Here is a 23,679-nt window from a genome sequence, read left to right on the forward strand (position 1 = left end):
GTTAAAAAACCGCAAAACTGAATATAAATCAGACAAACAGAAAAAATCTTTAAAAAAAGTGTTGACTCATTTGTCCCTCACTCGTAATATGCACGCCGCGTTGAGGGACATACTTCAACGCAGTACTGATGCGGAGTGGTAGTTCAGTTGGTTAGAATACCGGCCTGTCACGCCGGGGGTCGCGGGTTCGAGTCCCGTCCACTCCGCCATTTAGTACATCCCCCGAATTTTTGCGGAGTGGTAGTTCAGTTGGTTAGAATACCGGCCTGTCACGCCGGGGGTCGCGGGTTCGAGTCCCGTCCACTCCGCCATTTTTCTTAAGCGCAAATCTGTGCAGCATCACCAATTATTTTTTTAGATACCACCAAAGCCGGTCTTGCTTGGTTTGGCTGAATCGTTTTCGCATTCGACTTGTACCTCCTGCTTTTTACCTCTAAGAATGGGCTTTTTGACGCTTACCCCTTGAGCAAGCGCTCATACAGGGCTAGAGTAATGGCACAAAAATCACAATGACAAGAAACAGTGGGAGTTATCCATGCGTAAAACATTATTAGCCGTCGCAATTGGTGCAGCGGTATCACTCGGCGCTTGCAGCGATGCGAGCAAGCCATCAAATACTGAAAACGGTTCTGCACAAGCTGAAAGTAGCCAGGAAGCAACGGCAATGAACCCATTCTTCGAAGCCAGCTCACTGCTTTATCAAGCGCCTGACTTCAATGCCATTGAGTTTAAACACTTCAAGCCTGCTTTTGAGCGTGGCATGAAAGAGCATATGGAAGAAATTAAAGCCATTGCGACCAACTCTGAAGAACCAACGTTTGAAAACACTATTGTTGCGATGGAAAAGTCTGGCGCAATTCTTGGTCGTGTAAGCTCTGTATTCTATAACTTGTCTTCGTCACACTCGAATGACCAAATTCGCGAACTGCAAGCTGAACTTGCACCCAAAATGGCGGCTCATGGTGACAACATTAGCTTAAACCCAGACTTGTTTGCTCGAATCAAAACCTTATACGAACAGCGCGATGAGCTGGAATTAAATGGTGAAGAAAAGCGCCTTCTGGAAGAAACCTATAAAGACTTCGTTCGTTCAGGTGCACTCCTAAACGAAGATGAGAAAGCGCAAATTCGTGAAATCAATGAGCAGCTTTCAAGCCTGACTAACGAATTCCGCGATGGTTTAATGTCGCTGACCCAAGAAACCGTTGTGTTTGTTGACGACAAAGAAAAGTTGGCAGGCTTAAGTGATAGCCGTATTGAGAGTCTGGCGAATGCAGCGAAAAGCCGCGATAAAGAAGGCCAGTACGCGATTGTTCTGACGAATACCACTCGCCAGTCTATCTTAGCTGAACTGGAAAATCGTGAGCTTCGTCAGGAAATCTGGGAAGCGTCTGCAAACCGTGGTACTGGCAACACGGAAACCGATCAAAACCCATTGGTTAAACAGTTAGTTAAGCTGCGTGCTGATAAAGCGCAACTTTTGGGCTACAACTCTTGGGGTGACTATGTTCTGGAAACGAACATGGCAGGTAACCCTGATGCGGCGAAGAAAATGCTGCGCGACTTAGTGCCTGCGGTAGTTTCAAATGTGGAACGTGAAGCGGCGGAAATTCAGGCGGCGATTGACGCGGACGGTAAAGATTTCGAATTGAAGCCTTGGGACTGGTTCTATTACGCTGAGAAAGTGCGTGCAGAGAAGTATTCACTCGATTCTGATGAAGTAAAAAAATACTTCGAATTTAACCGTGTATTAGAAGACGGTGTTTTCTATGCAATGGGTGAGCTGTTCGGTATTAAGTTTGAAGAGCGTAAAGACATTCCTGTATATCAGGAAGACGTAAAAGTTTACGAAGTCTTCGACGTTGACGGCAGCAGTTTAGGCCTTTTCTACGCTGACTATTATGCACGTGATAGTAAGCGTGGCGGCGCATGGATGAGCTCTTTCCGTACTCAGTCTGAGCTGATGAACCAGAAGCCGGTTATTCTGAACAACATGAATATCACAAAAGCGCCAGAGGGTGAGCCGACATTCCTGAGTTTTGATGAGGTATCGACAATGTTCCACGAAATGGGACACGCGCTTCATGGCATGTTCTCAGATGTGACTTACCCTTCATTAGCGGGTACATCGGTGTCTCGTGACTATGTCGAGTTCCCTTCAACGTTCCAGGAAGACTGGATGTTGAATGAAAAAGTGATTAATAACTTTGCGAAGCACTACGAAACGGGTGAACAAATCCCACAAGAGTTGTTGGACAAAGTATTAGCTGCGCGTAATTTCAACCAAGGTTTTGATACTCTAGAGTATGTAGCAGCTGCGTTACTGGATCTTGAATACCATACGGTTGAACCAGGTACTGAAATTAAGGACGTACAAGCGTTTGAAAAAGAAGCGTTAGAGCGTAACGGTGTTTTAGTTGAAGCGGTGCCTCCTCGTTATCGTTCGACTTATTTTGCGCACGTATTCGCGGGTGGTTATTCTGCAGGTTACTATGCGTACATGTGGAGTGAAGTCTTAGCGGCTGACGCGTTTAAACATATGAACAACAATGGTGGTTTAACGCTGGAAAATGGCCAAGCATTCCGTAAAGAGATTCTGTCGCAAGGTAACAGTAAAGATCCAATGCAGCAGTACATCGATTGGCGTGGTCAAGAGCCAACAGTTGAAGCGTTATTGGAGCGTCGAGGTCTGACGGATCCAAGTATCGACTAAGCTGCTATAAAAAATGACTGAATAGTCGCTATAAAAAGCCACTGGCGTTATCATCGTCAGTGGCTTTTTTGTATCTACAGGATGAGGTCGGTAATGAAGGAACGGATAGTAATTGTTGGCGGTGGCGCAGGTGGACTTGAGTTAGCGACACAGCTAGGTCGTAAATTGGGGCGTAAAGGTAAAGCTCAAATTACCTTGATAGATCGCAACACAACACATCTTTGGAAACCGTTATTACATGAGGTTGCTTCTGGCGCTTTAGACTCAAGATTGGCAGAGGTTGATTATCGAGGACAAAGCGCCCGGGAAGGCTTTCAGTTTCTGATTGGTACGTTGGAACACGTTGATAAAGATGCCAAAACTGTCACCCTTGCGGCCATTAATAATAGCGAGGGTGAGGAAGTCCTAAGTACAAGAAACGTGCCCTATGATCGTTTGATTCTAGCCGTTGGCAGTGTCACTGCAGATTTCGGTACCCCTGGGGTCAAAGAGAATTGCTATTTTTTGGACTCTTTAAAACAAGCTGACGCATTTCATGCTGAGCTGCTCGACGAGTTTTTGAGAGTGAACCAAGCACTCGAGGATGGTAAAGAGGCTGAATTGTCATTGGCTATTGTTGGCGGCGGTGCGACTGGCGTCGAGTTAGCTGCGGAGCTTGTTCACTCGGTGTCCTTATTGTCTATTTACGGACTCAAACATCTCGATAGAAGCCACTTCAAGGTTCAGTTGATTGAGGCTGGAGAGAGGTTGCTACCGGCTTTACCGGAACGTTTATCCACTTCCGTTCTGAAGAAACTCCGTAAGCTGGGTGTGGAGGTCATCTTGAATAACCCGGTTAAAGAGGTAACAAAACAACAGCTTTGCCTTTCAGAGGGGGAGCCAATAACGGCCGATATGATGGTATGGGCAGCAGGTGTCAGAGCGCCGGATATTACCCAGTCCTGGAATTTACAACTTAGAAAAAACAATCAAATAGAAGTTAATGAGTACCTTCAGTCAGTTTCAGATAAGTCCATTTATGCAATGGGCGATTGTTCGGCCTGTCGGATTGACGACGAACGCTGGGTGCCGCCGCGTGCTCAATCCGCGCATCAGATGGCTGAATGTTTATACAAAAATATTTCACGGGAATATGCTGGCCGCGACCCCAAACCTTTTCGTTACAAAGACAGAGGCTCGCTAGTTTCGCTGAGTCGTTTTTCGGCGGTGGGCAATTTAATGCAAAGCAAAAGTGTGTCTATGTCGATTGAAGGGACATTAGCACGATGGGCCTACGCTAGCTTGTACCGCATGCATCAGCGAGCGTTGCATGGCTGGTGGAAAATGTTTTTAATTCTGTTGGTCGATAAGTTAAACCATGCGGTGAAACCCCGTCTGAAGTTGCATTGACGATATACTTCAGTAGTCGCATCAGGCACAATATGGCGTCTGACATTAGAATAAAAAAGTAGACTGACACGGCGAAATGACAGCACCAAACTTTATCCATTTACGCATTCACAGCGACTTCTCCATGGTCGATGGCTTAGCCAAAGTCGGCCCGATATGTGATGCCGTAGCTGACGCCGGTATGCCGGCATTAGCGATAACCGATCAAATGAATTTTTGTGGTCTGGTTCGTTATTACGGTACGGCGCATAAATTAGGATTAAAACCTATTATCGGGTGTGACTTTTGGGTACAGCACAGCTATCCGGAAGGTGAGATATTTCGTTTGACGGCATTGGCAATGGATAACGACGGTTATCAGCAAATTACACAGTTAATGTCGAAAGCTTATTTGCGAGGACACATAGCGGATAAACCCGTTATTGATAAAGACTGGCTAAAAGAGCACAACCAGGGGATTATTTTGCTCTCCGGCGCTCGTGAAGGTGATATCGGCCATGCATTATTGAGAAACGACGATAAAGAACTTGATGCGGCATTGGACTTTTATCAAGAGTATTTTCCTGATCGCTTTTATCTTGAATTGGTGCGAACTGGACGTCCTAAAGAAGAAGACTACCTGCACAAAGCGGTAAAGTTAGCTGGTGAAACACAGCTACCCGTCGTTGCGACCAACGAAGTCGTTTTTCTGAAGGAAGAAAACTTTGACGCCCATGAGATTCGTGTATCTATTCATGACGGTTATCAGCTTGAAGATCGCCGCCGCCCCAAGAAGTATTCGCCGCAACAGTATCTAAAAACGGCCGAAGAAATGGCGGAGCTGTTCTCCGATATTCCTGAAGCGTTGGAAAATACCGTTGAAATCGCTAAGCGATGTAATGTGACGGTCCGTTTAGGCGAATACTTTCTGCCGAAATTTCCGACCGGAGATATGACGACGGAAGACTACTTGGTCAAAGTGTCTGAAGAAGGTTTAGAAGAGCGTCTCGCGTTTCTCTTTCCTGACGAGGAAGAACGCGCGGCTAAACGTCCAGAATATGATGAGCGTCTAGTAGAAGAGCTTAACGTCATTAATGGGATGGGCTTCCCGGGCTACTTCCTTATCGTTATGGAGTTCATCCAGTGGAGTAAAGACAATGGCATACCCGTTGGTCCGGGGCGAGGGTCGGGTGCGGGGTCGTTAGTTGCTTACGCACTGAAAATTACCGATTTGGATCCGCTCGAGTTTGACCTGCTTTTCGAACGGTTTCTGAACCCTGAACGGGTCTCTATGCCGGACTTTGATGTGGACTTCTGTATGGATCGTCGTGATGAGGTTATTGACCACGTTGCCGATTTGTACGGTCGCGAAGCGGTATCGCAGATCATTACGTTTGGCACCATGGCTGCGAAAGCCGCAATACGTGATGTAGGGCGTGTCCTGGGACACCCGTATGGCTTTGTTGATCGCATATCGAAGTTAGTGCCCGGTGACCCGGGGATGACGCTGGAGAAGGCATTTGAAATAGAGCCTCAGCTGGGAGAATTGTACGATCAGGACGGTGAGGTCAAAGCCATTATTGATATGGCCAGGATTCTAGAGGGTGTCACACGTAATGCCGGTAAACACGCCGGTGGCGTGGTTATTTCGCCTACCACTATTACCGACTTCTCACCGCTGTATTGTGACGATGAAGGCAAGAACCCGGTCACCCAGTTTGATAAAAACGATGTTGAATCGGCCGGCTTGGTCAAGTTTGACTTTTTAGGCTTGCGAACACTGACCATTATTCAGTGGGCCGTCGATATGGTAAATGCCCGCAAGGAGAAAGCAGGCGAAGAGCTTATCGATATCACCGCTATCGATTTGACCGATCCGGCATGTTTCAAATTACTTAAAAAGGCCGAAACAACCGCCGTTTTCCAGCTGGAGTCGCGCGGCATGAAGGAGCTAATTAAGAAGCTTTTGCCTGACTCTTTTGAAGACATTATCGCATTGGTTGCTCTATTCAGACCGGGACCGTTGCAGTCGGGTATGGTCGATAACTTCATTGACCGAAAGCATGGTCGTGAAGAAATCTCTTATCCGGATGTTAAGTATCAGCATGACAGCTTGCAGCCGATTCTCGAACCGACATACGGCGTTATTTTGTACCAAGAGCAAGTTATGCAAATTGCACAGGTACTGGCGGGCTATACTCTGGGTGGCGCTGATTTGTTGCGTCGAGCTATGGGTAAGAAAAAGCCCGAGGAAATGGCAAAGCAGCGCGAGATTTTCCGGGAAGGAGCAGCGAAGAATAATATTGACCCTGAATTGGCGATGAAAATCTTCGATTTGGTAGAGAAGTTCGCCGGTTATGGGTTTAATAAATCGCACTCGGCCGCTTATGCCTTAGTGTCGTATCAAACGCTGTGGATGAAGACTCATTATCCGGCAGAGTTTATGGCTGCGGTGATGTCAGCGGATATGGATAACACCGATAAAATTGTTACGCTGGCGGATGAGTGTGAGCGAATGGGTCTTGAATTATTGCCGCCAGACGTCAATAAGGGCGCCTATAAGTTTACTGTTGATGAACAACAGCGTGTTGTTTATGGCATTGGGGCTATTAAAGGTGTTGGCGAAGCGCCGATTGAGTCTATTATTCAAGCTAGAAATGAAGGTGGTCCGTTCAAAGATTTGTTCGACTTCTGCTGTCGGGTGAATTTGAAAAAAATGAATAAGCGGGTTCTGGAGCGGCTAATACGAGCAGGTGCTATGGATAATTTAGGACCACACCGCGCGGCGCTTATGGCGACGCTGGAAAAAGCCATTCGCCAGGCAGAGCAGCATTTGCAGGCAGAGCAAATTGGTCAGTCCGATATGTTTGGTGTGCTGACTACCGAGCCGGAAGCCGTTGAGCAGGAATTTGTGCAAGTGCGTCACTGGCCGGAGGCCGTGTGGCTGGAAGGTGAACGGGAGACTCTTGGGCTTTACCTCACCGGACACCCCATTAACCGCTTTAGAAGTGAGTTGAAACACTATGTGTCAAATACTCTGTCTAATGTCGGTCCTACACCAAAAGACCAAAGTGTTGCTATTGCGGGACTCGTGATAGATATTCGCGTGCTGACAAACAAACGGGGCCAACGTTTTGCTATAGTAACGTTAGATGACAAGACGGCGCGCATGGATGTACGATTATTCAGCAATGAATACGAAAGTTATCAAGAATTGCTCGAAAAAGACCGAATTTTGTGGGTAAAAGGTGAGGTCAGATTTGATAACTTTAGTAATAGCAATACAATGACCGCTAGAGAAGTGATGGCTATCGAGCAAGCGCGTGAGAGTTATTTACGCAGTTTGTCGATTACGCTGACGGAAGATGCACTTGAAAATGGTGTGGCAGGTAAGCTGGAGACAGTGCTGGCGCCTTATGCGAAAGGAACCTGCCCAATAAAGCTTCGTTATAACTCGTCGTATGCGAAGGCAGAATTGTCAGTGGAAGCGAATTGGTATGTGACGCCATCGGATGAATTAATAGACGAATTACAGAACTTGCTGGGGAATCAGCAGGTTTCACTCGAATTTTAAAGGAAATGACAGCGAATGAGCCTTAATTTTCTGGATTTTGAACAGCCAATAGCTGAGCTCGAAGCGCAGATCGAAGAATTAAAGTCAGTCGGCAAGCGCGGCGAACTTGACATTAATATTGAAGAAGAAGTTCAGCGTTTAACAAAGAAGAGCCAGGAGCTCACAGAAAAAATATTTTCTGATTTAGGCGCCTGGCAGGTTGCGCAGTTGGCTCGCCATCCATTACGACCGTATACACTCGATTACATTCGGATGATTTTTACCGAGTTTGATGAGCTGGCGGGTGATAGAACGTTTGCGAATGACGAAGCTATTGTTGGCGGTATGGCACGCCTTGATGGCACACCGGTGATGGTGATTGGCCAGCAGAAAGGACGCGAGACCAAAGAGAAAATTCGCCGTAACTTTGGTATGCCAAAACCAGAGGGCTACCGCAAAGCGCTGCGATTAATGGAAACCGCGGAACGTTTTAATTTACCTATTATTACATTCATCGACACCCCAGGAGCCTACCCGGGCATTGGTGCCGAAGAGCGCGGACAAAGTGAAGCCATTGCCCGTAACTTAAAAGTTATGTCGCGACTGAATGTGCCCATTATCTGTACGGTAATTGGTGAGGGAGGCTCAGGTGGTGCATTAGCGATTGGTGTTGGCGATAAAGTGAATATGTTGCAGTACAGCACTTACTCGGTTATTTCACCCGAAGGGTGTGCGTCTATTCTATGGAAGAGTGCCAGTAAAGCGCCATTAGCGGCAGAAGCCATGGGGGTTACTGCGCAGCGGAGTAAAGAGCTTGGCCTTATTGATGCTATTATCCCAGAGCCGTTGGGCGGTGCGCATCGCCACGCAGAGGAAATGGCGAGCCGTTTGAAGCAGCAACTGCTGTCAGACGTGAAATCATTGGAAGGACTGAGTAAGTCTGAACGTTTGGATCAGCGTTACAAAAAACTGATGTCGTTTGGGTACTGCTAAGCATAATGTCCACTGATGCGCTTTATGAGCGTTTCTTAAATGTTATTAACCGACTATCTCTGCACCCGGGGCAGCAAATTGTTGCTGCCTTAGGTGGTGGAGCCGACTCACAAACCATCCTCGATTTATTGATGCGCTTTCGGCGCGACAACCCGCAGTACAATTACTTAGCTATTCATTTGGATCATAGCTTTCATCCAGACTCAGGTCGATGGTCAGACGTTATTCACGAAGCTGCAAAGGCTTATGGGGTTGATACCATTTTTGAGCCTCTTGAAGTTCCCATGAAAAGTCGAGTGAGCAAAGAAGCTATTGGTCGAGAGCTTCGCTATAAGCGTTTGGCAGAGCTGACCGAACCTAATGCGGTGTTGCTGCTAGGGCAACATAAGAATGATCAAATAGAAACCTTTTTGCTGCAATTAAAACGAGGTAGCGGTCCTAAGGGTTTAGCGTCCATGGCTGAGGTTCAGCCCTGGGAAGGGGAACGCACGATTTGTCGACCGTTACTGAGTACCAGTAAAAATGAAATCTTAGGCTACGCCGAGTCTAATCAGTTAACCTGGATTGAAGACGACACCAACTACGACACGACAATTGAGCGTAACTTCTTAAGGCATGACGTTATTCCTACATTAGAAAAACGCTGGCCCCACTTTGGTATGAGTGTTATACGCTCTGCCAAACTGTGTGCCGAACAACAGGACGTCATGGATGAGCTACTTCTGGAAAAGTTACAGTTGGCTCAGCAAGAGAAGAGCTCCCATTGTTTTCCTCTGAATATACTCGAAGGCGCATCGGCGGCAATGCAACGTGCATTACTGCGCACCTGGCTTCAAACGCTCGGCAAAAGTTTGCCAAGTTATGAGCAACTCGAGCAAATAAGGCGGCAAAGTTTGAACGTTCGTTCAGACAGTCAGCTGGAAATTAGCTGCCAAGGTTATTGGGTTCGGTATTTTCAGAACGCTCTATGGGTTGATGACGGTGCTCCGGAAGCTATTTCCGAAGTAGCCATTTCCAAGCCCTTGACAAATTTTGGCGGATGGGGAAGTTTGCGGGTTCCTGAAAGCTTATTGTCGGAGTCGGAACGACTTACCATCAGTTGCATCCATCCGAAAAGCAAACTTGGCAAGCCTGGGCGGAGCGGACGCAAGAAGTTAATAGACTGGCTGAAAGAAAGAGGTTTAGCGCCCTGGTTGAGGCAGCGGATGCCAGTTTTACAATCTGGCGACAACTGTATCTGGACACCTGTCACAGGCTGGTTGACCACAGATCCCGAAAACCACAAACCGCCGACGTTAAAACCAAGCTGGGAAACGTCGCTACAATGGCTAAATGATTAGTTCACCCTAGAGCGCAATGACTTTGCCTCGTACAAACGCTTATCCACTTCGTCAAGAACATCGTCTGCAGAGTGAAAGCTTTCCATCTGTATCGCACCTGAGCTAAAAGCAACATTTAAAGACATCAACTTTGAATCGCGACTAATGGCTTTCTTTATACGTTCAATAATTTCACTCACCTGGCTTTTGGGCGTATCTTCCAAAACCAAAACGAACTCATCGCCGCCGTAGCGAAAAATGCGATCGGTGTCTCTGAGTTCATGTTTGATAAGCTGAGCGAACTGCTGTAATACTTCATCACCCTGTTGATGACCAAAGTTATCATTCACCTGTTTAAAGTTATCCATGTCGATAAGCACAATACTCACATCTTTTTGAGGGTCGCGCTTAAGTTTGGCGGTGATGTGTGCCAGAGTTTCATCGAGCAGCGATCGGTTGCCAACACCGGTTAGGTGGTCTTTAACCGCTGCCTGACGTACTTTGGAATAAGCCATGGAGTTGCGCAAAGGGAAAGTCAATTGTTTATGCATTTGCTCAAGACGAAGCTTTACAGCGTACGACGCCGGTTGCTTGAATTGGTAAAGCATTTGCCCAAGATATTGGTCGTCAGCGTAAAGCATAACCGCATATTCAAAGTGACTTTCGTCGTATTGACCGCATAAGTTAATGACTTGATCATCGGAGACAAATTGCATCGCTTTGACAGGCATTCGCTCTAAAACGGCATGGCTGTAAATTGATAGCAAAGAGGTAATATCAAGCGTTGTCTGCAGCTTCTCACTCAACGACGATGAGTTTGCTTTAATATCGTCACTTGAGGTGAGTTGGCTGACCAACGCCTGAGTTTTGTTGATAGCAGAGTTTAAGCGATCTCTAATTACAGCTTTACCTAACATGTGCTATTTGACTCCAGTGAATTTTGTCTGAATATCGTTAAGCAAAATTCAAGCCAATATAAAAAATAACAATTAAAACAAATGGTTATAAAGTCAGTTTTTCTGAAACAAAACAGTGTTAATATTTTGACAGCAATATTTAAGACAAAGAGGGACTGAATGAACGGGACGTTTTCCAGCTTATTGATGTTACTGGCGGTAGCGGTAGTGCTTGTATGGCTCTTCCGAAGAGTAAAACTACCCGCAATACTGGCGTATCTGGTGGCTGGAATTATAGCCGGGCCGGAAATCATGGGTTGGATTAAGGATCCTGACGATTACCACTTGGTTGCAGAGTTGGGTATTGTTTTCCTTCTGTTCTCTCTTGGTTTGGAATTTTCCTTGCCCAAAATGATGGCAATGCGTCGTTGGGTATTTGGTTTAGGTGCAGCTCAGGTCATTGGCTCATTACTGGTGTTTATGCTTATCGGCTTCCTTTGGCTTGGTGAGTGGGCGGCGTCACTCGCGATTGCCGGGGCGCTGGCGTTGTCATCGACTGCCGTGGTTATTAAACAGCTCAAAGAAAGTGCACAAACCGCGACTCGACGAGGGCAAATGACGGTAGCCATTTTGCTGTTCCAGGACATTGCGGTTGTTCCGTTACTAATTATTATTCCGTTGTTGGCGTCAGATTCAGGCAGTATCGGTTATACGTTACTCCTGGCCTTAGCCAAAGGTACCGCCGTTATCGCTGTACTTATGGCTGTGGGTAAATGGGTACTACCGTACTTATTTAAAGAAATAGCCAAGCAAAGAACCGACGAGCTGTTTGTACTGGCAACCTTGTTGGTCGCATTGGTTGCCGGTGGTATGACGCATTTATTTGGCTTGTCGATGGCGCTTGGCGCGTTTTTGGCCGGTATGATGCTGGGCGAGAGTCAATACAAACATCAGTTAGAGGCTGATATTAGGCCGTTCCGCGACATTCTAATGGGCTTGTTTTTCACCACCATAGGCATGCAGTTACAGTTGGATGGCTTTGTAAACAACCTGCACTGGATCTTACTGGCCGTTTTGATCATGTCCATTGTTAAAATTGCCATTATCAGTTCTGTTGCCAGACTGATGGGGGAGCGAGATACCGACTCCTGGGGTAGTGCGATATCGCTGTTTCAAATGGGCGAGTTTGGTTTTGTTATTGTGGCTTTGGCCAATAATCACAATCTTTTGTCGCCGGAAATTGTGACCAGCATGATAGGTATTGGTGTGTTTAGTATGGCGATAACGCCAATCATTATTCACCGCCTCAAGCCTTTAGTCGATGCAATTATTCGCACACCTGACCCTATTGAGCAAATAGAAAGTCAGCGCATACCAAAAGGGGACGGACTGGAAAATCAAGTACTTATTTGTGGTTTTGGACGCACAGGACAAACCATCAGTCGCTTCTTGGATGCCGAAGGTATTACACACATAGCCGTTGATAACGACCCTTTACGTGTCCAGGAAGCGGTTGCGGGTGGCGCACGTGTTTACTTTGGTGACAGTGCTCGCAAAGACATATTACGGGCGGTTGGCGCTGAGAAAGTTGACCTGGTTATTATCAGTTTTGCAGATGATGTGCGAGCAATAGAGGTATTAAAAGAGCTGCGGTTACTCAATCCGAACGCCTATGTCATTGTGCGCAGTCGGGACGATCAAAATCTAAGCGCTTTGCAAAATTCTGGTGCTTCTCAGGTTGTGCCGGACACACTCGAAGCCAGCCTAATGCTTATTTCTCATGTATTAAGCCACAGTGGCATCCCTATTCGCCGTATTTTAGCGCGCCTGGATAAAGAGCGTCGTAATCATTACGGGGAAATGCACGGGTTTTTCCAGGGGTCAGAAACCGATATGGGGCCTGAAATGGTGGATAAACTGGAGTTCTTGCGCGCGGTAACTTTACCTGAAGGCGCTTGGGCGAACGGCAAAACAGTCGCGTCTCTAAATTGGGAAGAGCATAATGTTCAGCTTAAAGCGATACGCCGCGACGATGAAGAGTATCCTAACCCGGACGATGCCACCGAATTTGAACCTCAAGACGTGGTTCTGTTAGTCGGAAAACCGCGCTATGTAGAGGCGGCGGAGCGTTGGTTATTGGAAGGGTAACTTAGTTTTGTAATAGTCCGTTACAACTTATTAGGGAAAAATCACAGTTCGCAACAGTTAAGGTCTAACAATTTACATTTGTTAGGCTGATAATAACACTATAAGAAATCTTAAAATTAACTAAAGCTGAGCGAACTGTGATGAAACTAAAAAAACGCGCTTTTATACCACCTCTCATTATTCTTTTGGCAATCTTGCTTGCCGTGTTAGCGAGCATGGCTGCTAAACCACCAGAGAAGAAACAACAGCAGAAGCCTGCGGCTATGGTCGAGGTGAAGGAAGTTACTCCGCGAGACATGACCTTCCTGGTTGATTCTCAGGGGACTGCTGTGCCGAAGCATTCCACGACTTTAGTTGCTGAAGTTAGCGGCCAAATTATTAGTGTTTCTGATAAATACAATGCTGGCGGCTTTTTCAAAAAAGGGGATGCGCTGCTCCAAATTGATCCGTCTGACTATGAAGTTGCGGTTCAACAAGCTCGAGCTCAGTTACTTCAAGCTCAGGCCGCTCTCGAGGAAGAAAAAGCTCGAGCTCGAGTGGCTGAGGAAGAGTGGGCGCAATTTAAAGAGGGTGAAGCCCCGGCTCTGGGATTACGCAAACCTCAATTAGCCAGTGCCTTAGCAGCGCTAGAGTCAGCGGAAGCTAACCTGGCTATGGCAGAACGGAACTTAGAACGTACTACAATACGTGCACCTTATGACAGCGTCTTAAGAAGCAAGCAAGCAGACTTAGGGCAGTTTGTCGGTGCCGGTTCGCAAATCGCAACCTTGTATGGAACGGAAGTGGCCGAAGTACGTCTGCCATTAAGCGACCTAGACATTACTTATTTGAACTTGCCAGGTGAGTCTAACACTGAGCCGAAAGTCCTTTTGGAGTCTCAAGTATCTGGGGTCGATACTCAGTGGTTGGGTAGTTTGGTTAGAACCGAGGGCGTTTTGGATGAAGCGAGCAGAGTTATTTATGGTGTTGTAGAAGTAAAAGACCCTTATAACCTTAATGGTGAAACACACAAAGAACCTTTGCGCTTTGGTCGATTTGTTCAGGCTCAGGTAGAAGGGCAAAAGGTCAGTGGGGTTATGGAAGTTCCAACTTATGCGATTAACCCTGATGGCTCAGTATGGACCGTTGGTGAAGAACGTAAGCTTAAGAAAAAAGCGGTTGAAGTAGTGCGTACTCAAGCAAACACAAGCATTGTCAGTGATGGCCTGGAAAGCGGGGATTTGGTTGTTCTTACGCAATTGAAGAATGCACTGAACGGAATGAAAGTTCGTCTACCCGGTGATCCACTTCCTGAGCAGATGGAAACGGTAACTGAAAATGATGGGCAGGGTGAGCAAGTCGCCGACACTGCTAATAGTGAGAGTGAGTAAGCATTATGTCCATAGATACTCGTAAAGGAATAATTTCTTGGTTTGCACGTAATACCGTTGCTGCAAACTTATTAATGATTCTTATTCTGGTCGCAGGCGCAATGTCGGTTTTTTCTGTGCGCAAGCAGATGTTTCCGGAAATAGAGCTGAATATCATCAGTATTCAAGTGCCATTCCCCGGTGCCGCACCTCAGGAAGTTGAGCAGGGCGTTATTATGCTCATCGAAGATGCCATTGAGGACGTTGACGGTATTGAGGAAATGACGTCGCGTTCGCAAGAGGGTATTGGTAGCGTGACTTTAGAAGTTGAACCTGACTACGATGTCCAGGTTGTAATGGATGAAGTCAAAATGCTTGTTGACGCCATTCCAAACTTTCCGCAGCAGATAGAAAAGCCGAATATTTATCGTGTCAGACCGAATCGGGAAGTCATTTGGATGACGGTTTACGGCGATGTTAATGAGCGGACTCGAAAAGAATTGGCGAAAAGCATTCGTGATGAGTTAAAAACGGTCGGCGGCATTACTAAAGTGGACGTGATTGGTGCACGTGACTACGAAATTTCTATTCAAATCTCTCAGCAGGATCTCGAGCGTTATAATTTGACGTTCCAGCAAATTGTTAATGCGGTTCGAGGTACCTCTATTGATGTGGCTGGTGGTTCTATCAAGACACCTAACGGTGATATTTTACTCCGGGCTAATAACCAAGCTTATCAAGGTGGTGAGTTTGAGAAGATTGTATTGATTAGCCGCCCTGACGGAACTCGATTAACCTTGGGTGACATAGCGAAAGTTGAAGATGGCTTTGTTGAAACTGAAGCATTTACTCGCTTTGACGGCAAGCCTGCGACGTTTATTCGTGTTAATTCTGTAGGTGATCAAAACGACTTAAAAATTGCAGAATATGTTCGTAACTACGTTGATAGAAAACAACAGGAACTGCCTGATGAAGTTAAGTTAGCACAGTGGGGAGACTCTTCGTATTACCTGCAAGGGCGTCTGGACCTCATGCTAAATAACATGTGGATGGGCGGCTTATTAGTCTTCTTGATGTTGTCTTTATTCCTTCAATTGCGTTTGGCTTTCTGGGTCATGCTGGGAATACCTGTATGCTTCCTTGGGACTATCGCAATGATGCCGTTACCCATGTTTGATATTTCTATCAACATGATTTCGTTATTCGGTTTTATATTGGTGTTAGGTATAGTGGTTGATGACGCCATTGTTATAGGCGAAAGTGCGTATACCGAAATCGAAGAAAAGGGTAAGTCGGTCGATAACGTAGTTGCCGGTGCGAAGCGTGTTGCTATGCCGGCAACCTTTGGTGTTTTAACAACCATGGTGGCATTTATTCCAATGCTGATGGTTGACGGTGGTATGGGGGCTATCTGGGAGTCTATCGCCTGGGTGGTTATTTTGTGTCTGGCATTCTCTTTGGTTGAGTCAAAACTGATTCTGCCAGCGCACATTGCCAACATGAAATATTCAAAAACGGAAACTGAAAAGCCGAACGCGTTTCAGCGCTTCCGTAACGGTTTTGCCAATACCGTACAACGCTTTGTCACCAATAAATACCGACCGTTTTTGAAGAAATGTCTGCATTATCGATACACAACCCTGGCAACGTTTGTCGCTATGCTCATTTTAATGGTCGGGCTTATTAGTGGCGGTATTGTGCGTTGGGTGTTTTTCCCTGATATTCCAAGTGATTTCATTCGCGCCAATGTTGAAATGCAACCCGGAACCTCAGAAGAGCGGACTATTGAAGTTCTGACCGAAGTATCTGCGGCACTTAATAAAGTGGATGAAAAAGCCGAAGAGGCTGAAGGTGAAGGTGTTGTTCGACATACGAATATTTGGATGAACGGAACGGTCGCCGGGACAGTGTTTGCGGAACTGAAAAAGGGAGAAGAACGTAACATCGATGGCTACGAAATCGTTAATCAGTGGCGTGAGAAAGTTCCTGAATTAGCAGGTGTCCGAACCATTAACTTCCAAGGTGGTATTGGTGGCGGCAGTGGCTTTGATCTTGAGTTCCAGCTGGTTGGTGATGACTTAAATGAACTTAAGGCTGCAGCCGATGATTTAAAGGTGGTTTTAAGTGAATACGATGGCGTCTTTGACATTGAGGACACCTTTGGTGATGGCAAAGATGAGATTCTTGTTACCACTAAGCCGTTGGCTAATGCGATGGGAATCAACCTTGCTGAACTGGCTACTCAGGTTCGTTATGCGTTTTACGGAGCAGAAGCTCAGCGTATTCAGCGAGGCGACGAAGAAGTCAAAGTAATGGTGCGTTATCCAGAGTCACAACGACAGTCAGTTGGAAACCTTCAGGATATGAAGCTTCGTACTGCAGATGGTGCAGAAATTCCATTTACAGAACTGGCTAATATCGAGTTTGCTGAAGGCTACTCAACCATTACCCGAATTGATCGCGAGCGCTCTGTGAATGTCAGAGCTAGAGTAGATAAAGAATCAGTCGAGCCGTTTCGTATCGTTAAAGAAGTTCGTGAGCAGAAAATTCAGACCATTCTGGATAAGTACCCGAGTGTTGGCTTCCAACTTCAGGGCGCGACGCAGGATGAAGCGGAAGCAACCGGCTCTTTGGCTATTGGTGGATTACTCGCTATGCTTGCTGTCTATGCATTGATGGCGATTCCGCTGAAATCATATAGTCAGCCACTTATTATAATGTCAGTTATTCCGTTCGGTATTATCGGTGCCGTATTAGGGCACTGGGTATTGGGTATGCCTGTAAGTATCTTAAGTTTATTTGGTATTATTGCCCTGGCTGGTGTTGTTGTTAACGACTCATTAGTAATGGTTGACTACGTAAACAGAGCCCGGGCTGCTGGTACGGATCTGCGTCATGCGGTACTGGACGCCGGTTGCCGACGCTTCCGTGCTATAACCTTGACATCATTAACGACCTTCTTTGGTTTATTACCAATAGTACTGGAAAAGAGTCTGCAGGCTAAAATTGTTATTCCAATGGCAATATCACTGGCGTTCGGTATTATTTTTGCGACGATTATCACGCTTTTATTAATACCATGTCTGTACCTGATATTGGCGGATGCAAAACGCAATACTCAGTCCTTTTTGTCCTGGTACGGACTGGCGAAGCCGCCTGAGCCTAAAGACATGACCACAGAGGAAGCATTGAAAGACTATTAATGTTAAGTCTTAAGAACACAAAGCCGGGGCAATATGCGCCGGCTTTGTCGTATGTGCTGTCATAAACTGGTAAACTTGATGCTATAACTTTAAGACATTATTTGAGGCTTCGGGTCATTCACATGTTGCTGTCATTCCTCGATATTTTTGCATTGGCTTTGTTCTTCTTTTGCTGGATAGGCTACTCTCTTTTTGCCCGTAAGCGCGCTAAAACCACCCATTGCCTCTCGAGTATTTTATGCTCTCTGCGAATTGACTGGTTTACGACGGTTGTAAATAAGGAAAACCAAGTTGCCGACGCTTCCCTTATTGGTAATGTTGAACGCACGGTGACTTTTTTCGCTTCCTCTACCGTGCTTGTACTGGCTGGTGTGATTACCGTGCTGGCTCATGCTGAGGAAGTCGTGACGGTTCTAAACGAAATTCCGTTGAGCCCGAACACGAATGCGCTATTGGTTCAATTTAAACTGGCTGTGCTGGCGCTCATATTTGTGTATGCATTTTTTAAATTTACCTGGTCTATTAGGCAGTTTGGTTTTGTATCAGTGCTACTGGGCGCATCGGTTGAGTATCACAAAGAGAATAAAACGCAGGAAGAGCGAGATCGTTTTGCCCGCCACGCGGCAAAAGTATTGGATCAGTCGGGACATGAGTACAATAAGGGGTTGCGTACGTATTATTTTGCGTTGGCCTATTTGTCGTGGTTTTTGCATCCGGCAATGTTAGTCATTTCAAGTCTCATTGTTGTTGCCGTTCTTTATCGTCGTGAGTATCGCTCACGGGTGCTGCGTGAGCTGTTGGCAACAAAAGGCTTTGTACCCGGGAAAAAATCATAGGAGTTTGGTTTGAATAAGGCATTTCAGGACTTTTTAGGTTGGACCTGCGTCAATGAATGGGGCAGTGAAGAGACTCAGAAAAAAATATTGAATAACGGTGTCACCCTTTCCATATGGGATAGTGGTGTATTGGAAGTCGCGCCACCAAAGCCCGGTAAAAAAGACATTGTGCTATCGTGCGCCGTGCATGGCAACGAAACCGCGCCTATTGAGATATGCCGCGATATTATTAATGACATTATCACTGAAAAGCAGACAGTCGTTCATAGAACCTTATTTTTGATTGCGAATCCGGCATCTATTAATAAAGGTGAACGCTTCGTTGAAGAAAACATGAATCGATTGTTCAGTGGGGCTCATAGCGATGGTAAGGCGCACAACAAAGAGCGTGAGCGCGCGGCTAAAATTGAACAGTATGTAAGACGTTTTTATGAAACGGCCCCAGAGGGTGAGCGAGAGCGTTTACACTATGACTTGCACACTGCCATACGTGACTCAAAACGTGAAAAATTCGCTGTTTATCCATTTACTCACGGGAAACCGTACAACAAGCATCAGCTTCAATTCCTATTAGCGTGCGGTGTCGATACTGTGTTGTTAAATCAAGCACCGACAACCACGTTCTCCTACTTCAGCGTGAATGAATTTAATGCACACGCGTTTACTGTTGAATTGGGGAAAGTACGTCCGTTTGGACAAAATGACCGTTCGAAGTTCGCTGCCTCAGAGCAAACGCTACGTCGGTTAATTAGTGAAGACTCGGTCGATTTTGGTGAGTTTGACCCTAATAAACATTTTATCTTTAAAGAAGCTCAGACAATTAATCGCATGAATGAAGATTTTGAGCTTAACTTTGCTGATGACGTGGCCAACTTTACGTCTTTTGACAAGGGCGACTTATTGGCGCGAGACGGTGATAAGAACCTTTATGCACTTCATGACGGCGAACATATTATTTTCCCGAATGCTAACGTGGCTTTGGGACAAAGAGCGTTATTAACCGTAGTAAGAGTGCCAACAGAATCGCTCGAATTGGAATAGCCTATACTGGTCTTAGTAGTCAGGCTTTATTGTTAATCCTGTTCGTTTCTATTTACACTTACTGCGTTAACTTTTCGTTAGTTTGTGGTTTGCATGTCACTTTACGTAAAGGTAAAGTAGCGGCAAATTTCACCCAGCTTGCAACCGAAAGAGAAGGTTATGGCAAAGGATAAAAAACACAACACAGAAATTGTGACAAAACCGCAATGGTTTGACGGTGAGTCGGTCACAATTCCAATGCTGCAAATCCTCAAAGAGGACGGTAGCTTCCATAAAGGCGCTGACATGCCTGAATACGATAAAGACCTTATCGTGAAAATCCATGACACCATGCAGTTTATCCGCACATTGGACGAGCGCATGATTGCGGCACAGCGTCAGGGGCGTATTAGTTTTTACCTCGCTTCGCGTGGTGAAGAGGCTGAAAGTGTCGCTTCTGCGGCCGCATTAGATGACGGCGATATGATCATGGGGCAGTATCGCGAGCAGGGTGCGTTGGCGTACCGTGGCTTTACCGTTGAGCAGTTCATGAACCAGTTGTTCTCGAACGAAAAAGACTTAGGTAAAGGTCGCCAAATGCCGGTTCACTATGGCTGTGCTGACTTAAACTTTATGACCATTTCTTCGCCGCTGGGTACACAAATACCACAAGCGACCGGTTATGCGTTCGGGCAGAAGATGGATAAAACCGGCAAGTGTACCATTTGCTATTTCGGCGAAGGTGCTGCTTCTGAGGGTGACTTCCACGCTGCTTTGAACATGGCATCGGTTTACAAAGTGCCGGTTATTTTCTTCTGTCGTAACAATGGTTACGCCATTTCAACGCCGTCGCAAGGCGAGCAGTATGGCGGTGACGGCATTGCGCCACGCGGTATTGGTTATGGCATGAAAACCATCCGTATCGATGGTAACGACGTGTTTGCCGTACTAAGAGCGACACAAGAAGCACGTCGCTTAGCGGTGGAAGAAAACGAACCTGTACTGATTGAAGCCATGTCTTATCGTATGTCGGGTCACTCGACGTCGGACGACCCAACGGGCTATCGTACGCGCGAAGAAGAAGATGACTGGAAAGTAAAAGATCCGCTTGATCGTCTGCAAAAATGGATGATGAACGAAGGCTGGTTGGATAAAGACCATGTTGAAGAGCATCATGCAGAAGTCAAAGCGAAGGTTCTGGCTGCATTAAAAGAAGCCGAAAAAGTACCTGCGCCACATATCGATGAACTGATTAATGACGTATATGACGAACCGACGCCATTGCTGAAAGAGCAATTGGAAGAGTTGAAAGAGCATATCCGTAAGTATCCGGATGCGTATCCGAAAACGTCAGGGAGAATCGACTAATGGCTAAAATGAATTTATTACAAGCCATCAACAGCGCACTCGACCTGGCGATGGCCAAACACGACAATGTCTACAGTTTTGGTGAAGACACCGGTGGCTTTGGTGGCGTATTCCGCGCAACCTCAGGTTTGACCGAAAAATACGGCAAGCACCGTAACTTTAATACACCACTGGTTGAGCAGGGCATCATTGGTTTTGCTAACGGTCTGGCTTCACAAGGTAGCTATGCGGTTGCGGAAATTCAGTTTGGTGACTATATATTCCCCGCGTTTGACCAAATCGTAAACGAGTCGGCTAAGTTCCGTTATCGCTCAGGTAACGAGTTTGATGTAGGCGGTTTAACCATTCGTACACCATACGGCGGTGGTATTGCTGGTGGTCACTATCACTCGCAGTCACCGGAAGCGTATTTTGCTCATACCCCGGGTATGAAAATTGTAACTCCGCGTAATCCTTACGAAGCTAAGGGTCTATTGCTGAGCGCCATTTTTGATAAAAACCCGGTGTTATTTATGGAGCCGAAGCGCCTGTATCGTGCATCGACGGGTGAGGTTCCTGAAGAAGAATACACCATTCCATTAGGCAAAGCTGACGTCGTTAAAGAAGGTACGGATATTACTGTACTGGGCTGGGGCGCACAGATGGAAGTGACCGAAAAAGCAGTCGAAAAAGCCGAAGAAGACGGTGTGTCTTGTGAAGTGATCGACTTACGGACTATTTTGCCGTGGGACGTTGAAACAGTCACTCAGTCGGTACTGAAAACCGGACGTTTGGTTATTTCTCAGGAAGCCCCGATTACCGGTGGTTTTGCCAGCGAAATTGCTGCAACGGTGCAGGATAAGTGTTTCTTATACCTTGAGTCACCCATCGCGCGTGTATCAGGTATTGATGTGCCGTATCCGTTGTGTCACGAGAAAGAGTATATGGCTGATCACTTGAAGATCTACGAAGCCATCAAACGCTCAATGAACTACTAAGGACCCATCGACATGAGTAAAGATTTTATTCTGCCCGATATCGGCGAAGGGATCGTAGAGTGCGAAATCGTTGAGTGGCTGGTAGCCGAAGGCGACGAAGTTAAAGAAGATCAGCCCGTTGTTGAGGTCATGACTGACAAAGCCATGGTTGAGATACCGGCGAAAGACGACGGTGTGGTTGAAAAGCTGTATTACCAAAAAGGCGATATTGCTAAAGTCCACGAGCCGTTATTCCGCATTAATGCTGCGGGCGATTCAAGCGAAGCTGCTGAAGAAAAAACGGCTGAGAAAGAAGCGCCAAAATCTGACAGTAAGCCAGATAGTAACCAAGCAGCTGGCGGTGGAACCACTGACTTTATTTTACCGGATATCGGTGAAGGTATTGTTGAGTGTGAAATCGTTGAGTGGTTGGTTGCTGAAGGCGATGAAGTGAAAGAAGACCAACCAGTGGTTGAGGTTATGACCGATAAAGCCACGGTTGAAATTCCAGCGAAAGATGACGGTAAAGTCGTTAAGCTGTACCACAAAAAAGGCGATATCGCCGAAGTACATAAGCCTTTATTTGCCTTGCAGCCAGCCGGCGGCGTTCAGGCTTCAGGCTCCGGCGAGACTGCTTCAGGCAGCGCTTCGCAAAACAATGCAGAGTCTAAGCCGCAGGCAGCTACAAAAGCAGAAGCTGAGCCACCTGCGAAAGCACGCCAGGGTAAAGCGATTGCCAGTCCGGCAGTACGTCGCTTAGCTCGCGAGAATGACATTAATATCGCTGACGTTTCTGGCTCTGGTAAGAAAGGTCGTGTCTTGAAAAAAGACATTGAAGCCTTCAAGTCGGGTGGTCAAAGTGCTGCAACCAGCACGGACAGCAAGCCGACTCAGCAGCCAGCAGCGACTAGCGGCGGCACGCGTACCGAAGCTATTCGTGGTGTGAAAGCGGCAATGGCTAAGCAAATGATGAACTCGGTCAGCACCATTCCTCACTTCACTTATGCCGATGAGTTCGACGTTACGAACCTGATTGCGCTGCGTGAAAAGTTGAAAGAGCAATACAAAGAAAAAGGCGTACGCTTAACTGTCATGCCGTTCTTCATTAAAGCTCTGTCGCTGGCACTAAAAGAGTTTCCGGTAATGAATGCGCAGGTGAACGAAGATTGCACAGAAATTACTTACTTCGATGACCACAACATCGGTATGGCAGTCGATACCAAAATTGGCTTGTTAGTGCCTAACGTAAAGCAGGTACAGAACAAGAGCATTATCGATGTGGCTAATGAAGTAACTCGTTTAACGCAAGCTGCTCGGGAAGGCAAAGTACCTCAGGCTGACATGAAAGGCGGTACTATTAGTATCTCTAACATTGGTGTTATTGGCGGTACGGTGGCAACACCTATCATTAACAAGCCAGAAGCAGCCATTGTCGCCTTAGGTAAAGTGCAGGAGTTACCGCGCTTTGACGAAAACGGCAATGTGGTAGCCCGTAAGATAATGACGGTAAGCTGGTCAGGCGACCATCGTATTATCGACGGCGGTACCATTGCTCGTTTCAACAAACTCTGGCAGGAATACCTCGAAGACCCAACCAGCATGCTGGTTAACATGGTCTGAGATAACGGAAGAGCCAGAAACTAAGAGTTAGGAAAGTTAAGAAACACGCCGTGAACCCTTCCTTGGGGGCTTGAGTGACGCCATCCTTGGCGTCACACAGTTTCTTAACTTACGCCTAACTCTTTTTTTGTTTCTGGCTATCTACATCTGCGTTCAGTAAGTTAAATAAAGCTAGCAGATCCTACGGATTGTGGGCGTAGCGCCTAGAGTTAAAACCCTCTGATACAGGAGTGTCGAAGGCCATGGATGGCCTTCGTCAAGCCCTCATGGATGAGCTTGTTGCGTCTCCTGTATCAGAGGGTTTTGACTCCAAGCGGAGCACGCTATCCGTAGGAGC

14 protein-coding genes and 2 tRNA genes are annotated in these 23,679 nt (G+C 46.5%); 15 read left to right on the forward strand and 1 reads right to left on the reverse strand.

Annotated features, from left to right (window positions below; translation table 11 throughout):
- Positions 1-132 precede the first annotated feature (132 nt).
- The 7 genes from CWC33_RS10100 (at position 133) to tilS (ending at position 9,967) form a co-directional block, all read left to right on the forward strand.
- Positions 133-209 (forward strand) — tRNA-Asp (locus tag CWC33_RS10100).
- 25 nt (positions 210-234) lie between these two features.
- Positions 235-311 (forward strand) — tRNA-Asp (locus CWC33_RS10105).
- Between the two features lie 224 nt (positions 312-535).
- Entirely contained in the window at positions 536-2,713 is a 2,178-nt protein-coding gene (locus CWC33_RS10110; RefSeq protein ID WP_100691814.1) for a M3 family metallopeptidase, read from the forward strand.
- A gap of 93 nt (positions 2,714-2,806) precedes the next feature.
- Complete coding sequence (locus CWC33_RS10115) at positions 2,807-4,102, forward strand: NAD(P)/FAD-dependent oxidoreductase (protein WP_100691815.1); 1,296 nt, start codon at positions 2,807-2,809, stop codon at positions 4,100-4,102.
- 76 nt (positions 4,103-4,178) lie between these two features.
- Positions 4,179-7,655 (forward strand): DNA polymerase III subunit alpha, encoded by a 3,477-nt coding sequence (gene dnaE / locus CWC33_RS10120; RefSeq protein ID WP_100691816.1) that lies wholly within the window; start codon positions 4,179-4,181, stop codon positions 7,653-7,655.
- Between the two features lie 15 nt (positions 7,656-7,670).
- On the forward strand, positions 7,671-8,627 hold the full coding sequence (gene accA / locus CWC33_RS10125; RefSeq protein ID WP_088767869.1) for an acetyl-CoA carboxylase carboxyl transferase subunit alpha: 957 nt from the start codon (positions 7,671-7,673) through the stop codon (positions 8,625-8,627).
- Positions 8,628-8,632: 5 nt separating this feature from the next.
- Entirely contained in the window at positions 8,633-9,967 is a 1,335-nt protein-coding gene (gene tilS, locus CWC33_RS10130; protein ID WP_100691817.1) for a tRNA lysidine(34) synthetase TilS, read from the forward strand.
- Here tilS and CWC33_RS10135 read toward each other — a convergent pair.
- On the reverse strand, positions 9,964-10,863 hold the full coding sequence (locus CWC33_RS10135) for a GGDEF domain-containing protein (protein WP_100691818.1): 900 nt from the start codon (positions 10,861-10,863) through the stop codon (positions 9,964-9,966). The two genes, tilS and CWC33_RS10135, sit on opposite strands and share 4 nt — an antisense overlap.
- Positions 10,864-11,022: 159 nt before the next feature.
- On the opposite strand from CWC33_RS10135, the gene CWC33_RS10140 reads away from it, so the two are divergent.
- The 8 genes from CWC33_RS10140 to CWC33_RS10175 all read left to right on the forward strand — a co-directional run bounded on the left by CWC33_RS10140 (position 11,023) and on the right by CWC33_RS10175 (position 23,342).
- Positions 11,023-12,990: a monovalent cation:proton antiporter family protein gene (locus tag CWC33_RS10140; protein WP_100691819.1), complete on the forward strand. Its 1,968-nt coding sequence runs from the start codon at positions 11,023-11,025 to the stop codon at positions 12,988-12,990.
- Positions 12,991-13,130: 140 nt separating this feature from the next.
- Complete coding sequence (locus CWC33_RS10145) at positions 13,131-14,360, forward strand: efflux RND transporter periplasmic adaptor subunit (RefSeq protein ID WP_100691820.1); 1,230 nt, start codon at positions 13,131-13,133, stop codon at positions 14,358-14,360.
- 5 nt (positions 14,361-14,365) lie between these two features.
- The gene (locus CWC33_RS10150; protein WP_100691821.1) at positions 14,366-17,542 is read left to right on the forward strand and encodes an efflux RND transporter permease subunit; all 3,177 of its coding nucleotides are present in this window, start codon (positions 14,366-14,368) and stop codon (positions 17,540-17,542) included.
- A 122-nt stretch (positions 17,543-17,664) separates the two neighbouring features.
- Positions 17,665-18,378: a DUF599 domain-containing protein gene (locus CWC33_RS10155; protein ID WP_100691822.1), complete on the forward strand. Its 714-nt coding sequence runs from the start codon at positions 17,665-17,667 to the stop codon at positions 18,376-18,378.
- Between the two features lie 9 nt (positions 18,379-18,387).
- On the forward strand, positions 18,388-19,419 hold the full coding sequence (gene astE / locus CWC33_RS10160; RefSeq protein WP_100691823.1) for a succinylglutamate desuccinylase: 1,032 nt from the start codon (positions 18,388-18,390) through the stop codon (positions 19,417-19,419).
- 159 nt (positions 19,420-19,578) lie between these two features.
- The gene (locus CWC33_RS10165) at positions 19,579-20,766 is read left to right on the forward strand and encodes a thiamine pyrophosphate-dependent dehydrogenase E1 component subunit alpha (protein ID WP_053952457.1); all 1,188 of its coding nucleotides are present in this window, start codon (positions 19,579-19,581) and stop codon (positions 20,764-20,766) included.
- Positions 20,766-21,743, forward strand: coding sequence for an alpha-ketoacid dehydrogenase subunit beta (locus tag CWC33_RS10170; protein WP_058578847.1), 978 nt, complete (start codon positions 20,766-20,768; stop codon positions 21,741-21,743). Before CWC33_RS10165 ends, CWC33_RS10170 begins: the two co-directional genes overlap by 1 nt.
- A gap of 12 nt (positions 21,744-21,755) precedes the next feature.
- Positions 21,756-23,342, forward strand: coding sequence for a dihydrolipoyllysine-residue acetyltransferase (locus CWC33_RS10175; RefSeq protein WP_100691824.1), 1,587 nt, complete (start codon positions 21,756-21,758; stop codon positions 23,340-23,342).
- Positions 23,343-23,679 lie beyond the last annotated feature (337 nt).

Origin of the sequence: Idiomarina sp. X4 (assembly GCF_002808045.1) — a bacterium.
In the GTDB taxonomy this organism is placed as follows: Bacteria; Pseudomonadota; Gammaproteobacteria; order Enterobacterales; family Alteromonadaceae; genus Idiomarina.

Excerpts from the sequence above, each read along its gene's own strand:
- CWC33_RS10110 (WP_100691814.1), top strand. The coding sequence starts at position 536 with ATGCGTAAAACATTATTAGCCGTCGCAATTGGTGCAGCGGTATCACTC.
- CWC33_RS10115 (WP_100691815.1), top strand. The coding sequence starts at position 2,807 with ATGAAGGAACGGATAGTAATTGTTGGCGGTGGCGCAGGTGGACTTGAG.
- dnaE (WP_100691816.1), top strand. The coding sequence starts at position 4,179 with ATGACAGCACCAAACTTTATCCATTTACGCATTCACAGCGACTTCTCC.
- accA (WP_088767869.1), top strand. The coding sequence starts at position 7,671 with ATGAGCCTTAATTTTCTGGATTTTGAACAGCCAATAGCTGAGCTCGAA.
- tilS (WP_100691817.1), top strand. The coding sequence starts at position 8,633 with ATGTCCACTGATGCGCTTTATGAGCGTTTCTTAAATGTTATTAACCGA.
- CWC33_RS10135 (WP_100691818.1), bottom strand. The coding sequence starts at position 10,863 with ATGTTAGGTAAAGCTGTAATTAGAGATCGCTTAAACTCTGCTATCAAC.
- CWC33_RS10140 (WP_100691819.1), top strand. The coding sequence starts at position 11,023 with ATGAACGGGACGTTTTCCAGCTTATTGATGTTACTGGCGGTAGCGGTA.
- CWC33_RS10145 (WP_100691820.1), top strand. The coding sequence starts at position 13,131 with ATGAAACTAAAAAAACGCGCTTTTATACCACCTCTCATTATTCTTTTG.
- CWC33_RS10150 (WP_100691821.1), top strand. The coding sequence starts at position 14,366 with ATGTCCATAGATACTCGTAAAGGAATAATTTCTTGGTTTGCACGTAAT.
- CWC33_RS10155 (WP_100691822.1), top strand. The coding sequence starts at position 17,665 with ATGTTGCTGTCATTCCTCGATATTTTTGCATTGGCTTTGTTCTTCTTT.
- CWC33_RS10165 (WP_053952457.1), top strand. The coding sequence starts at position 19,579 with ATGGCAAAGGATAAAAAACACAACACAGAAATTGTGACAAAACCGCAA.
- CWC33_RS10170 (WP_058578847.1), top strand. The coding sequence starts at position 20,766 with ATGGCTAAAATGAATTTATTACAAGCCATCAACAGCGCACTCGACCTG.
- CWC33_RS10175 (WP_100691824.1), top strand. The coding sequence starts at position 21,756 with ATGAGTAAAGATTTTATTCTGCCCGATATCGGCGAAGGGATCGTAGAG.